Annotated in this window: 16 protein-coding genes, 1 tRNA gene and 2 pseudogenes; 8 read left to right on the plus strand and 11 right to left on the minus strand. The window is 60.1% G+C overall.

Going from position 1 to position 12,922, the window contains the following annotated elements; translation table 11 throughout:
- Window positions 1-62: 62 nt before the first annotated feature.
- Window positions 63-527 carry a hypothetical protein gene (locus EIK79_RS07960; RefSeq protein WP_124954594.1) on the plus strand — a complete coding sequence of 155 codons (465 nt, stop codon included), beginning with the start codon at window positions 63-65 and terminating at the stop codon, window positions 525-527.
- Between the two features lie 7 nt (window positions 528-534).
- Here EIK79_RS07960 and EIK79_RS07965 read toward each other — a convergent pair whose 3' ends face one another.
- From EIK79_RS07965 to EIK79_RS07975, 3 genes are all read right to left on the minus strand, one after another.
- Window positions 535-822 (minus strand): hypothetical protein, encoded by a 288-nt coding sequence (locus EIK79_RS07965; protein WP_124954595.1) that lies wholly within the window; start codon window positions 820-822, stop codon window positions 535-537.
- Between the two features lie 67 nt (window positions 823-889).
- Window positions 890-2,419 carry a (R)-citramalate synthase gene (locus EIK79_RS07970; protein ID WP_124954596.1) on the minus strand — a complete coding sequence of 510 codons (1,530 nt, stop codon included), beginning with the start codon at window positions 2,417-2,419 and terminating at the stop codon, window positions 890-892.
- A 315-nt stretch (window positions 2,420-2,734) separates the two neighbouring features.
- Entirely contained in the window at window positions 2,735-3,091 is a 357-nt protein-coding gene (locus tag EIK79_RS07975) for a DUF192 domain-containing protein (RefSeq protein WP_124954597.1), read from the minus strand.
- Between the two features lie 60 nt (window positions 3,092-3,151).
- Between EIK79_RS07975 and EIK79_RS07980 the strand changes: the two are divergent.
- From EIK79_RS07980 to EIK79_RS07990, 3 genes and pseudogenes are all read left to right on the plus strand, one after another.
- Window positions 3,152-3,367 (plus strand): annotated as a pseudogene (locus EIK79_RS07980) (DUF7097 family protein); the annotation flags it as partial.
- 66 nt (window positions 3,368-3,433) lie between these two features.
- Complete coding sequence (locus EIK79_RS07985; protein ID WP_124954599.1) at window positions 3,434-3,982, plus strand: GMP synthase subunit A; 549 nt, start codon at window positions 3,434-3,436, stop codon at window positions 3,980-3,982.
- Between the two features lie 17 nt (window positions 3,983-3,999).
- Window positions 4,000-5,919 carry a DUF2070 family protein gene (locus EIK79_RS07990; RefSeq protein ID WP_124954600.1) on the plus strand — a complete coding sequence of 640 codons (1,920 nt, stop codon included), beginning with the start codon at window positions 4,000-4,002 and terminating at the stop codon, window positions 5,917-5,919.
- A 33-nt stretch (window positions 5,920-5,952) separates the two neighbouring features.
- Here EIK79_RS07990 and EIK79_RS07995 read toward each other — a convergent pair.
- From EIK79_RS07995 to EIK79_RS08025, 7 genes and pseudogenes are all read right to left on the minus strand, one after another.
- Window positions 5,953-6,197, minus strand: a pseudogene (locus EIK79_RS07995) (DUF3194 domain-containing protein).
- An 8-nt stretch (window positions 6,198-6,205) separates the two neighbouring features.
- Window positions 6,206-6,619, minus strand: a complete 414-nt coding sequence (locus tag EIK79_RS08000) for a prefoldin subunit beta (RefSeq protein WP_124954601.1) — start codon at window positions 6,617-6,619, stop codon at window positions 6,206-6,208.
- Between the two features lie 63 nt (window positions 6,620-6,682).
- Window positions 6,683-6,925, minus strand: a complete 243-nt coding sequence (locus tag EIK79_RS08005) for a KEOPS complex subunit Pcc1 (RefSeq protein ID WP_124954602.1) — start codon at window positions 6,923-6,925, stop codon at window positions 6,683-6,685.
- A 27-nt stretch (window positions 6,926-6,952) separates the two neighbouring features.
- Window positions 6,953-7,087 carry a DNA-directed RNA polymerase subunit P gene (locus EIK79_RS08010; RefSeq protein WP_124954603.1) on the minus strand — a complete coding sequence of 45 codons (135 nt, stop codon included), beginning with the start codon at window positions 7,085-7,087 and terminating at the stop codon, window positions 6,953-6,955.
- 30 nt (window positions 7,088-7,117) lie between these two features.
- The gene (locus tag EIK79_RS08015; RefSeq protein WP_124954604.1) at window positions 7,118-7,384 is read right to left on the minus strand and encodes an eL43 family ribosomal protein; all 267 of its coding nucleotides are present in this window, start codon (window positions 7,382-7,384) and stop codon (window positions 7,118-7,120) included.
- A 59-nt stretch (window positions 7,385-7,443) separates the two neighbouring features.
- Window positions 7,444-8,163, minus strand: coding sequence for a DUF2103 domain-containing protein (locus EIK79_RS08020; RefSeq protein WP_124954605.1), 720 nt, complete (start codon window positions 8,161-8,163; stop codon window positions 7,444-7,446).
- A 96-nt stretch (window positions 8,164-8,259) separates the two neighbouring features.
- A tRNA-Pro gene (locus EIK79_RS08025) sits at window positions 8,260-8,332 on the minus strand.
- A 142-nt stretch (window positions 8,333-8,474) separates the two neighbouring features.
- On the opposite strand from EIK79_RS08025, the gene EIK79_RS08030 reads away from it, so the two are divergent.
- Together EIK79_RS08030 and cgi121 are read left to right on the plus strand one after the other, a co-directional pair.
- Window positions 8,475-10,739 carry an ATP-dependent DNA helicase gene (locus tag EIK79_RS08030; RefSeq protein ID WP_124954606.1) on the plus strand — a complete coding sequence of 755 codons (2,265 nt, stop codon included), beginning with the start codon at window positions 8,475-8,477 and terminating at the stop codon, window positions 10,737-10,739.
- Window positions 10,739-11,227 (plus strand): KEOPS complex subunit Cgi121, encoded by a 489-nt coding sequence (gene cgi121, locus EIK79_RS08035; RefSeq protein ID WP_124954607.1) that lies wholly within the window; start codon window positions 10,739-10,741, stop codon window positions 11,225-11,227. The genes EIK79_RS08030 and cgi121 overlap by 1 nt, the downstream gene beginning before the upstream one ends.
- A gap of 8 nt (window positions 11,228-11,235) precedes the next feature.
- Here cgi121 and EIK79_RS08040 read toward each other — a convergent pair whose 3' ends face one another.
- On the minus strand, window positions 11,236-11,835 hold the full coding sequence (locus tag EIK79_RS08040) for a MaoC family dehydratase (protein WP_124954608.1): 600 nt from the start codon (window positions 11,833-11,835) through the stop codon (window positions 11,236-11,238).
- 149 nt (window positions 11,836-11,984) lie between these two features.
- On the opposite strand from EIK79_RS08040, the gene EIK79_RS08045 reads away from it, so the two are divergent.
- Entirely contained in the window at window positions 11,985-12,308 is a 324-nt protein-coding gene (locus EIK79_RS08045; RefSeq protein ID WP_124954609.1) for an AbrB/MazE/SpoVT family DNA-binding domain-containing protein, read from the plus strand.
- A gap of 4 nt (window positions 12,309-12,312) precedes the next feature.
- Window positions 12,313-12,915 (plus strand): hypothetical protein, encoded by a 603-nt coding sequence (locus EIK79_RS08050; protein WP_185715561.1) that lies wholly within the window; start codon window positions 12,313-12,315, stop codon window positions 12,913-12,915.
- Window positions 12,916-12,922: the final 7 nt, after the last annotated feature.

Raw genomic sequence — 12,922 nt, forward strand, 5'->3', positions numbered from 1 at the left:
GTCGGAGTCCGACGGCAAGCGACCGTCAAATGTTTTATGAGACGAGAATTATCAAGAATAAGATGTCCGATCGATACGCGCCGTCGCAGGCTGCTCGGTTGCTCGGGGGGATCCAGTGGGCCAGCACGGCTCTAGTAATCGGATCGGCGGCGGCGAGCGTGTACATCGATTATCGTCTTGGTACCACTCCAGACAGCACTGGTGGGACGATTTCGTTTACCACGGAGATGTATATTGTTTTGTCACTTTCGTTCGCTCTCGGTTATCTCTGGGTCCGCTACAGAATGAAAAACAAAATTCAGGAAGCACGAGGGTTCAGACAGCGGATCGACTACGTGTTTCTCCTGTGGCTGGGATGGCCGGTCGTGTATGCCGTTCTATCGAAGGTTTGTGCGGTTCTTCGCGTCGATCTCACTCCGACACCGTACCTCACTCACATCGTATTCTGCCTTGGTGACATCGTTTTTTCAGTGATCGTAATCTACTGGTTTCAGGTAGATCTCGCTTCACGTTTCCTCTCGGATTGACACGCGATCAGTGAATGGTGAGAGAATTCGTATCGGGTGAGAGTTGGCGTTTACACAGTATCCAAACGACCGGCGAACCCAAAAGTCCGATCAAGCTGAACCACAATGATAGCCCGGCACGGTTGATGAGATACGGCGGTATCGATCCGATAAGCACCGCCACGAGCCGACCAGCATAGTACCGCTGGAGCGGTTCGGTTTGGCCAAATCTGTAGCCGATATCCGCGATCACCGCCCACGCAACGCCGCTGATGACCGCGAGCAGGGGAGGGCTCAAAAGGGCTGTTTGACCCATTATATCATATTCCCGTTCTTTTATGAAAACGATTGCGACACAAAATCGCGTTGCGGGACGATCCCGATCAGTCGTTTGCGATCGGTAGCGGCGTGGTGGTTGAGAGCAGTCGATCGAACGCGTCGACCATGGCGACCACGCTGGCGCGGGTGATATCGGCGTCGCTTGCCGTAACCGTTACCGACCGATCGTTGTGAGAGACCTCAACCTCGACGGTGACGAGCGCGTCGGTCCCACCGGTGATCGCGTCCACGTGGTAGGATTCGAGCGTTGCGTCGATGGCAAGCGCATCTCTGACAGCACTCACTGCCGCGTCGACTGGGCCGCTGCCAACACCGCTTGCGACCCGCTCCTCGCCATCGACAGCGAGACGCGCGCTTGCAGTCGGTGTCGGGCCGCCGCTGGCGGCGGTGAGATCACGCAGTTCGACGCGCCGGTCGGTGTCGCGTCCCTGCACCTCCTCAGCAATGGTGAGCAGATCCGCGTCGGTGACACGCCTGCCTCGGTCACCGATCGCTTTCACCCGATCGACGATCGTGCCGAGTTCTTCGTCGGTCACGTCGATGCCGTGTTCTTCGAGTCCTGCTCGGACGCCGGCGCGTCCGGCGTGTTTGCCGAGGACGAGTCGGCGCTCACGACCCACCAGTTCGGGGGGGTACGGCTCATACATTGCCTCGTCTTTGAGGGTGCCGTCGGTGTGGATGCCCGACTCGTGGGTGAAGGCGTTTTCGCCCACGACGGCCTTATTCGGCGCGAGCGGCACGTCTGTCGATCCCGCTACAGTCTGTGCGAGATCGTACAGCGCGGCCGTGTCGATCGTTTCGACATCGTAGCCGTGTTCGAGCGCGATGGCAACCTCCTCCAACGCAACGTTGCCAGCCCGCTCTCCGATCCCGTTGACGGTGGCGTGAATCAGATCAGCACCCGCGGCGACGCTCACCAGCGCGTTCGTCACTGCCAGCCCGAGATCATCGTGGGTGTGCGTGCTCATCGGCCCGAGCGCCGCGAGCCGGGAGACGACTGATAGCGTTCGGTCAGGGGTCGCGTGCCCGACCGTATCGCAGTAACAGCCCCGATCGGCCCCGGCCTCGAACGCGCGTTCCATCAGCTGTTCGAGGAAATCCAGATCCGCCCGTGAGCCGTCCTCACCGAGCACCTCAACCCAGAGACCGTGGTCGGTCGCGTACTCAGTGAGTTCGACCGTTGTCTCGATCACTGATTCGCGGGTCGTTTCGACTTTGCCCTCGATGTGGCGGTCGCTCGCCGGTACCACGAGGTTGACGCCGTCGACGCCGCAGTCGAGCGCGAGATCGATGTCGCGTTGGACGCCACGAGCGAAACTCGTTACCGTCGCGTCGAGACCGAGGCTCGTCACCCGATCGATGGTTTCCCGCTCGCCCGCACCGGTACAAGCGCTGCCGGCCTCGATGACGCTCACGCCAGCGCCGTCGAGCTTTGTGGCGATCTCTGCCTTCTCCGTCGGCGTGAGTGACACACCAGGTGCCTGTTCGCCGTCCCGCAACGTCGTATCTAGAAACTGTACCTCAGAGTCTGAGAGAGTGGTTGTTTCGGGGTGCCCCCCGAATAAATCGGTCACCGGTCATGCTAACCATCTATGGGTGTGAGGGGGACGTATATAGTTCGGAGGAGTCCGACAGATATTGCACACCCACCTTTTTTCCGCGAGGGTGGCCGAAGGCCACCCTCGCGCAAAAAATCTGGACCAAAAAAGCCGCGAGCAAAGCTCGCGGGGAACGTACTCGTGCTACCGCTCCGCCACCGCCACCGCTCTGCACCACTCACGCAACAAAGATGGGGCAAAAAAGCCGCTCGCTACCGCTCGCGGGGAACATGCTTGCGTTACCGCCTACCGCCACCGCTCCGTGACTGCTCACACGAATTATCCGCCAGCTCAGACCGGGGTCCGTAGCTCGATCCGATCGTCGGTGGTGACGCCGTTTTCCGCCAGCGTTCCCGCAGGGAATTCGAGCACTGTATCGGCGGCAGCACTCCCATGACCGATCAACGGCCGAAGCGTGGTCGCCGCCTCAACGATCCCATCACAGATCCAACACACGTCGAGTGACATAAAAATGAAGGGCATACGAACAGTCCGTGGCTGTTGGTCCTCGAACCGAACCGCCAGCGCGGACGCTTCGGGCATCGAGTGTCGTCCGATCACCGATGGATGCTGTCCGAAGATCGATGTCCGATCAGCGAGTTCGACATCCGTTGCGAGCACCCGACCCGACTCGTGGACGATTCGCATGCGGGTTTCTCGATGGGAAAGGTGATAGGTGTTCGGTGCCCGTCATCCGTCGAATCATTCTCGTATGCCGACCGTGAGGCAGAGGAAAACGCTCAGCCGCCCACCCACGAGATCACCGTCACCCTCTGCCGGTGGTGTCACGCCCGCGTTCACGATTCGTGGGCGCGCGTCGACGATGCTGTCTCCCCCTCCAAAGCGGCGATCGCGGCCCGCGAAGCCCGCCGAACGTGCGAACAAGCGGAATTCGAATTCCAATCGGCGGCAGAACGCCAATAGGAGTGATCGGTACGCCCGGCGCTACGTTTCAGGAGGTATATACGTGTCGATGAACTACCGCGCCTAATGGTTCGTATCGACGTGGTCGATAACCACGGACAGTTCACCCATTTGGAGCATCGGGCGCTCCGTGATCTCGGTGTGGACACCACTCTTCTAGAGAACACGACACCACCGGCAGAGATCGAGGCCGATGGACTCGTGCTTTCCGGCGGTCCTGACATGAACGACACCGGAAACTGTGCAGCGTATCTCGATCTCGATATTCCTGTGCTCGGGATCTGTCTTGGAATGCAACTGATAGCGAAATCGCTCGGCGGAACAGTCGGGACGGGAGAGTACGGCGGCTACGCGGATGTCACCGTCGAGGTGGTGGATGAAGACGATCCGCTCCTCGGTTCGCTCGCGCCCGAAACCCGCGTATGGGCCAGTCACGCTGATGAGGTAACCGAGTTGCCACCTAGCTTCTCGCTCGCTGGACGGAGCGACGTGTGTGCCATCGAGGCGATGAGCGATCCCCAGCGCGATCTGTACGGCGTACAGTGGCATCCAGAGGTCGCACACACCGAAGCCGGGACCGAGTTGTTCGAGAACTTCCGCCGTCGTTGTGAGTAGTCCGTGGTGGCTCATGTATGACGAGAACGCAGGGTGACCTCGCTGAACTCTCGCGGTTTATTTTCCGCGCACCGAGTTGGTACGCAAGCGTTGCGTTCTCGCTAGTCATCGCTGCGCTCATGGGAATCGCGGCGTTCGACACCCAATATCTCCTTGGCGATGCGTGGCAAGGAATCTTCTTCGTCGGCGTACCGACCGTGCTTGCGAGTGTTCTCACGCCGTACGTGGACCAGCGCGTCGGCGGACAGCTCACACCCAACCGTGCGTCGCTGCTCGCTCTGTTCTGTGAACTCGTTGTGGTCGTCATCTTGACGGCTGCGGGTGCGCTGTCGGCGCTCACATCGTTTGATCAGCGGTTCATCTTCGACACGCTCATCGCGTCGCTCGCAAGCGTGTTTGCGATTCGGCTACTCGTCGTAATGGCGATCTCGCGCAAATCGATGCTCATCGCTGCCATCCCGGCGAGCATTCAGACCGTTGCCGGCGGGGGACTGCTGTTCATTTACAGCGGGACGCTCACGTACCTCGAAATCGGTGGCCCGATCGTCAGATCGTTCTTGGCCCGGTCGAGCCACGCCCCCGAAGGGTTTTCGGAGATCGCCCCGGACGATTTCCTCTTACTGGCCGCGATCTGTGTAGTGTATGCCGTCGCAGTGTGGTTGTTCCTCCTCGTGATCGATCGTCCATGGCAGAACAGTCTCGGCGTGAGCGTCCTCGATTTCATTCGGGGATTCGTCGGCCACATCGCGGAAGGGACCCGCGAGCTTGAGGACTTCTTCGAACAGCTTGGAGAGCAAGCAATCGTTCCCGTAACGGTTCTTTCCTTCCGACGGAAGCGCGATCACACCGAAAAGGCTCGGTTCGTGCTGCCGATGATCCACCCCGGCCCGATGGGAGAGATCGGTGGGGGCAACCTTCCCAAGCGCGTCGCCCAAAGCACGGACGGACTCGGATTTCCGCCACACGCGACCGCCGGTCACGACTTCAACCTCGTTACCGAGCGGGAAGTCGACACCGTCATCGACGCCGCAGACCGGGCTTACGAGGGGATCGAGTACGGGTCGAGTGCGTCACCGAGTGTACAGACGACGGCGGGCGAAGTGTCGATCGTCGGACAGTCGTTCAGCGGCGGGGCGTTGCTGGTCGGGAGCTATTCGCCGGCGTTCGTAGACGACGTGGCGTACGCGGTCGGTCTGTCCGCGGCCGCCCACGCCCAGCGCGACGGGCTCGATTCGATCATGCTCGTTGACGCCCACAACTGCAACAACGGACTGTCTGGTCTCGATCCCGGCCACGTTACGCCAGGGAGCCGCCGATCGCTCTCGCTGATCGACGCAGCGAACACGGCCGGCGCGAGGCTCGTGGACGCTGGTGAGCAGTCGCTGTCACTCGGCGTCGCGTGGGATCGCACCGAGTGGCGACCGCAAGACGGGATCGGTCCGCTCGGCGTCCGGGTCGCCGTCGTCGAGGTTGCCGACCAGCGGACGGCGTACGTCCTCATCGACGGCAACAACATGGATCCTGGACTCCGAGATCGCATCGTGGAAACGATCACCGGGAAGGCCCAGCGCGTCGCGTTCGCTGCTGATGGTGGCGATGACCGATCCATCGACGTGGCAATCGATGTGGCAGAAATAATGACTACTGATACACACGTCGTCAACACCGTCAAAGCCGAGAATCAGGTCGGATCGGAGATCCCTCACGAGGCGCTCATGAATCTCATCGTTCGACTGACCGAGGCGGCTGTCGATGATCTCGAACCCGTCGAAGCCGGGATGAACACCGAACACGCGACGGTTACAGTGTTCGGCAACGACCGCACCGAAACGCTTGCCAGCCACGCGAACGCCATGACCTCTATGGGCAGCGCGCTCGCCGGCACGTTCATCCTCGCTGTGATCGCTGTGAGTGCCTTGATCTTCTTCTTCGCGTGACGAACGGCGCTTCCGGCGTGCGTCGAACCGTAGTTACGCTTCGGACGCAAACAGCTCATCAACGGCGGCGTGGGCAGCGGCCACGGCGTCGTTGGTGACCCGCTCGGGATCGACATCGGGATCGTCTGGCGGGTTCAAATAGATGTCGAGGTCGAGGATCCCGTCTTCGAACGAGACGGTCACGTCGACATCTTTCACCCGCGACTGTTTGTACTCGGAGTAGATCACGCCCTCTGCCGCGTCGGCGGCGTCCGCACTACCTCCGTGTCTGTTGGCATGCGAAGATTCAGTCGCCGCCCGGACCGCCCATTCCCGGACCGCCGGGACCCTGCGGACCCTGTGGACCGCCAGCGCCCGTACCGCTCAACAGCTGTTGGAGCTCCTGTTGGAGTTCCTCGAACTTCTCTTCGACGCGACTCTCCTGCTTTTCAAGGGTTTCGACGCGGATTTCGAGGCTGTCCTGTTTCTCTTCGAGATCCGTCTCGGCCTCGTCGTACTCCGTTTCGACGAGTAGTTCACCGACTTCTTGGTACATCGCGGTCTCCTCGTCGATCTCCTCAAGTTGCTCAAGCGCGGTTTCCGTCTCGTTCAGCGTGGTTTCCGCCTGCTGTTTCTGGACGGCAACCTGCTGAGCAGTCTCTTGGAGGTCCTGTAGCTCCTCGATCTTCTCTTCTGCTTCTGGTGGAAGATTTCCCTGCATACGTACCCTGTCGGACCGCAATGCAAAAAGGCACGTGTTCTACTCCGTTCGATCGGGATCAATTCAGCGCGCCGAACACCGTTCGGCAACATCAAGAAGAGTACACCACGTGTTCAGTCCGGCCCGAAGGGCGACGAGATCATCGGCTTCGATAGACACCTCGACGGTCGTGTCGTCCCGTTCGATCGTCGTACGACTTCGATCTCCGTTGATCTCACCGACTTCTTGACTGACGCTGCGCTCGATGAGCGCCGCGCGTTCCGCGTCAGCGTACTCGAACGCGAGGTGGACGGTCGATGGAAACACGTGTGAAAGCGATCGTTACGAACGGGGTTACTCGACGTTGATCTCTTTCACGTCGCGGCTGCGCTCTTTGAGGAGGACGCGGTGCCCGCAGTACGGACAGCGAACCCCCCCATATTCGTCGAGTTCAACGTCTCGTTTACACCGAGAGCACTTGTAACTCATACGTTGATCCAGTGGACAGTGACGTATATGCTATTCGTCGTCCTCTGAGAGCGCGGCGCGAATCGACCGCTGAACGGTTTTTCCGCCGGGGGTCTCGGGCCGGTACGCACCGCCAGCGAACTTCTCGCCGGTCTCTTCGTTCACCCAGATCCCGGTTTCGATGCGCGTGACTGAATCGCCGTCAACGGTCGCGTTTTCCATTTCGGCTTCGATCTCGTTGACGCGGCGACGGGCAACACGTCCATAGCGCGCGCCGAATCGGCCTGCACTCCCGATTTGTCCCTGATTGTCGGCCATACGGTCTCTAATCCGATCACGGGTATAAATCCGTTGAGTTCGAATCGACAGCTGTGTGTTCACTCCTGAAGCGTCGCCGCCTGAAGCGCCTCGTTCAGATCCTCGCGCACCCGTTCGCCAGTGTCGCGGTCGTAGGCCGTCGTGACGATCCGGTTTTCCTGCACGCTCGACCCATCCCGGACGAGCAATCGGACGTTGCCGTTGTTATCAGCCCGCGTCGCCTTCGCGCGCACGCCCGAACGAGATCCGCCACCGCTTGCGTCGATCGGGCCGGGAACGAGCTTTTTCACGTGAGGATGTTCGGCAACCGTCTCGACCGCTTCCCGCCCGGATCGACCGCCGATGAGCGTCGTGTGCGATCCGCCGAGTTTCTCGGAGAGCGGTGCGGTGACCACATCGAGCGCCGGCTTTCCACGGCGCTCGATGACCGATTCGACGGCGTTCTCGCCCTCAATCCGGTACAACGAGTAGTGAAGCAGCGTTCTGACAGCCGTCAACACCGATCGGTCACCGGTTGCGTACACCTCCTCGGGACGTTTTCGGCGGACATCATCAGCGATCAAGCTGGCGAAGTTCCGCAGTTCGACCGTCTCATCCTCGCCCGACTCCGGTGTCGTCGTGATCTCACGAGCGGCTACAATCTCCTCGTCTAACAGCGCCGTCACGCGAGCGCGTTCCCGGCTGAGTTCGAGTACGACAGTGTCGGCGTTCGGCGTGTGACACACTAAACAGTAATCGCCCGGTCGGTCGAGCGGCGACGCACACTGCCGACACACCATAATCGATCGTATCCGTGGCTAACGGATAAACAAGGCGATCGCTCGTGACTGTATCGTCGTCCACGGACCGAGAAAACGGATCGGACCGAAAGAGAATGGGGCTGCTCGGATTTGAACCGAGGTCAACGGCACCCAAGGCCGCAAGTATACCAGGCTAACCCACAGCCCCGTGGTGGTTCTTTGCGGAGTATCGACGTAACGGTTTCGTTTTTCGATGAGCTTCCCGTCGGGATCGTGTCTGAAATATATCAATATCGGCACAGCGCCTTGCACCGCAGGGTTAAACCGGAAAACCGAGCTACCAGGGAATAATGGATGTCGAATCGGTGCCGGGGGTGCCGTCATGGCTACCCAGGCATCTCCGTGATGGTGGTATCGAGACCCTGTATCCGCCACAGGCCGACGCCGTCGAAGCGGGCGTAACGGAGGGCGAGAGCGTGGTTGCGAGCGTGCCGACCGCGAGCGGGAAGACGCTCATCTCAGAACTAGCGATGCTTTCGAGCGTCGAGCGAGGTGGGAAAGCGTTGTACATCGTCCCATTGCGCGCGCTCGCCAGCGAGAAACACCGGGAGTTCGAGCAGTACGAGGAGTACGGCGTTTCGGTTGGCGTCTCGACGGGTAACTACGAATCCAGTGGTGAGTGGCTGGCGTCATCAGACATCATCGTGGCCACGAGCGAGAAAGTCGATTCGCTCGTTCGCAACGGCGCGCCGTGGATCTCGGAGCTGTCGTGTGTCGTCGCTGATGAGGTGCATCTCGTTGACGATCCGAATCGCGGACCGACGCTCGAAGTGACGCTGGCGAAACTGCGACGGCGCAACCCAAACGTCCAGACAGTGGCGCTCTCTGCGACTGTTGGCAACGCCCAGGAAGTCGCGGAGTGGCTCGACGCGGCGCTCATCGATTCCCACTGGCGACCGATCGATCTCCAAACCGGTGTCCACTACGGGCAAGCGCTGCATTTCGATGACGGCTCACGGACGGAGCTATCGGTCAATTCGGGGGAGAAACCCACGGCCGCAATCGTCCGGGACACGCTCACAGACGGTGGTTCGACACTCGTGTTCGTCAACTCCCGACGAAACGCTGAGGGGGCCACGAAGCGCCTTGGAAGCGTCACCGATGAGCGACTCACCTCGGAGGAACGCGACCAACTCGCTGCGGTTGCCACGGAGATCCGGGAGGCGAGCGACACAGAAACAAACACGGAACTGGCTCGCGCCGTTGAGCGCGGTGCGGCGTTTCACCACGCTGGCTTGTCTCGGAAAAGCCGGACGCTCATCGAAGACGCGTTCCGTGACCGCCTCATCAAGGTCGTAGCGGCAACACCGACGCTCGCTGCCGGCGTCAACACCCCATCGCGGCGCGTGGTCGTCCGGGATTGGCGGCGATACGACGGCTCTGTCGGAGGGATGGCTCCGTTGTCTGTGCTCGAAGTCCACCAGATGTTCGGACGCGCGGGGCGACCCGGACGCGACCCCTACGGCGAGGCGCTGCTGTTGGCGAACAGTCACGACGAGTTGGATGAACTGTTTGAAAAATACGTGTGGGCCGATCCCGAGCCGGTCCGTTCGAAGCTCGCTGCCGAACCCGCGTTACGCACGCACATCCTCGCAACCGTCGCTTCGGGGGTGGCAAACAGCCGCGAGGGGCTGCTCACCTTCCTCGACCAAACCCTTTATGCCACCCAAACGAGCGACAGCGATGAGTTGCAACGGGTGACTGACGACTGCATCGACTACCTTCTCGTGAACGAATTCCTTGAATCCGAGCGAGAGGACGGAGCCCAGTCGCTCGACGCGACGAGCCTCGGACACACCGTCTCACGGCTGTATCTCGATCCGATGAGCGCGGCCGAGATCATCGACGGGCTTCGCGGGGCGAGCGACGTAACGCCCCTCGGACTGTACCAACTCGTCTGCCGAACACCGGACATGTACGAGCTGTATCTCCGGTCTGGCGAGGATGAAGAGTACACGACGACGGCCTACGAACGCGAGACGGAGTTCCTCGGAGCGATGCCGAGCGAATTCGAGCAAGCCCGCTTCGAGGAGTGGCTGTCGGCGTTGAAAACGGCACGACTGCTCGAAGACTGGGCGGGAGAAGTCGATGAAGACGAGATCACCGATCGCTACGGCGTCGGACCGGGCGACATCCGTGGGAAGGTCGACACCGCTGAGTGGCTCCTCGGCGCGACCGAACGGCTCGCCGGAGAGCTGGAGTTATCGATCGCACCGGCGATCAACACCGCTAGAAAACGCGTCGAACACGGGGTGAGCGAGGATCTCATCGGTCTCACTGATGTGCGACACATCGGACGAAAGCGCGCTCGACGGCTGTTCGAAGCGGGCATCGAAACACGAGCTGATCTTCGGAACGCCGACAAAAGCGTCGTGCTCGGCGCGCTCCGGGGGCGGCGGAAAACCGCCGAGCGCGTCCTCGAACAGGTCGGCCACACCGAGCCAGACATGACGAACGTGAACCCAAGCGAGCGGTCCCGTCCCGAGACGGAACCGACGGACACCACAGACGCACGAACGACGGACGCCGACCAATCTCAACTCGGTGATTTCTGATGGAGGTAGTCGAAGGGATCGCCCACATTGAGACGGTTGCGGCGTTCGTCTCGCGCCTGAACGCAATCGGGACCGAATACGAAACCACCGTCCAAGCGTTCGATGCCAGATACGTGGTCGATCGTGCACACCTCCGACGGGCGCTCTCGCTCGCAGACCGAGCTATTGAACGGGAGGAGAACATCGCTCGGCAGCGATCGGTCGAAACGCTGTTGTACGCGGCGGGCCGGCGACAGATCGATCAAGCGCTCGAAATCGGCGTCGGAACGGGAGCCACGCCGACCGTTGTGCTCATCGACGGTGGCGAGGAACACGCGGCCGCGAACGCGGTTTATGAACTGCTTGACCCTGAATCAACCCTCGGCAACTACGACGAGTCTCGTGTGCGGTCGTATTTCGATATCACGGATCGAGAACTGGCTGCGACCGACGTGGGAATCCCCGAACTCGTTCGTGAACGAACGGTGCTACTCACCGTCGAAAAGTAGAAAACCACTCAATCGTTCGAATCATCGATCAGTATCGTTGCCTCGCCTTCGATGGCGATCTCATCGTCTGCGTCGAGCAACTGCGTCCGAAGCCGGTAGCGGTTTTCCTCAAACGCTTCGACGATCTCGACGGAGGCAGTGGCACGATCACCCACGGAAACCGGCCGCAAAAACTGTGTCTCCTGTGATAAATAGATTATGTTGCCGGGAAGATGAGCGAGTGCTGCGCTGATCAGCCCAGACAGCAACGCTCCGTGAACGATACGTCCACCAAATCGCGTCTGTTCGGCCTGTTCTGCGTCGAGGTGGATCGGATTGGTGTCACCGCTGACAGCCGCAAACTGATCGACATCGTCCGCCGAAAGTGGTTTTGAAAACTGGACGGAGTCACCAACGGAGAGTGATTCATCCTGCTGTAGTGATCGCTCAACGTCCCACTCGTCGAGAACGCTGTCGGGTTCGATCTGGTCTTTTTCGGGTGTCGATCCGACGGTCGGAACACCGAGTGTAGCGACAGCGGCCCGGTTCGCCTCGATCATACTGTTGAACAACAGAGAAGACGACCGCGTCCACGCACGGAGTATAGACGGGGATGACCCGGAGCTCATGAACGGTGGTACTTGGCGGTCGGAGGTTAAAAACCATCGGATCCTCACGCAATATTGACAGATGTTACGGCATTGAATGGTATTAGATGGTAGCGAATGGTTTTCAACGAAGTTCTTAAGGTTTTGGCGGTGTTTGATGGTATCAGGCGATGACAGGCGAGAACGATGGACCCATGTGGCCGCCAGCACTGTTCACGCGGGGCGTGCAGCAGGCCAGCGAGCAGGCGATAGACAACCAGCAGAAGATGCTCAGTCAGCTCCTTGAGCTGTCCGATCCGTCCGGGCTTAATTTCGGCACCCAGCTGGGGGCGCTGAGCCAGACTGCAACGTTCAAAACCCGAGTGCAAAGCGGCGGCCGACTCAGTATTCCGGATGCCGAGCGAGAGGCGCTCGACATCGAGGAGGGAGACATCGTTCAGACCATTGTCATCCCAGTTAAACGAAACCGAGACACAGGTGAGACCAATGAGTGAGTACATGACTCCGATAACCACAGCGTTCGAGCTGCAACGAACCACGTTCGAGCACGGCAGACAGATGTTCGAGCGGTCGATCAAGCTACACCAGAATATGAACTGGGCGCTCATCGAGAACATCGACAATCAAGAGGAAGCACAGCGCCAAAGCGTCGAGCTGTCTCGCAAGGCACTGTACACGTATCTCGACACGGTCGAGTCAGCAGTTCCTGGACTGGCTAGTTCAGTCGAAGAGATCCGCACGACTGTCGATGAACAGTACGACACGCTACTCGAAACCCACGCGGAATCGTTCGAGACCGCACAAGAAGAGATGGAAAACGGTGCAGAAACATACGACAAGGTAATCGAGGAATACCTTGAGATGCTCGCTGCCCAGACCGAGATCCTGCTTACGGCTCACGAAGACATTGAAACGCAGACGACCGACGCGTTCGAACAGGTCGGAGGGCAGATGGAGGAGTTACAAGCAGAGATGGAAACCCAGACGGAGCAGTTCCAACAGCGCTTCCAAGAACAGGCCGAACAGTTCCACGAGCGCTTTGAAAAACAAGCAAAGCAGTTCGAATCACTGCAGAGCTCGAACGAATCCGGAGCTGCGTAGTTGAATA

The organism is Halocatena pleomorpha, from assembly GCF_003862495.1.
Classification (GTDB): Archaea; Halobacteriota; Halobacteria; order Halobacteriales; family Haloarculaceae; genus Halocatena; species Halocatena pleomorpha.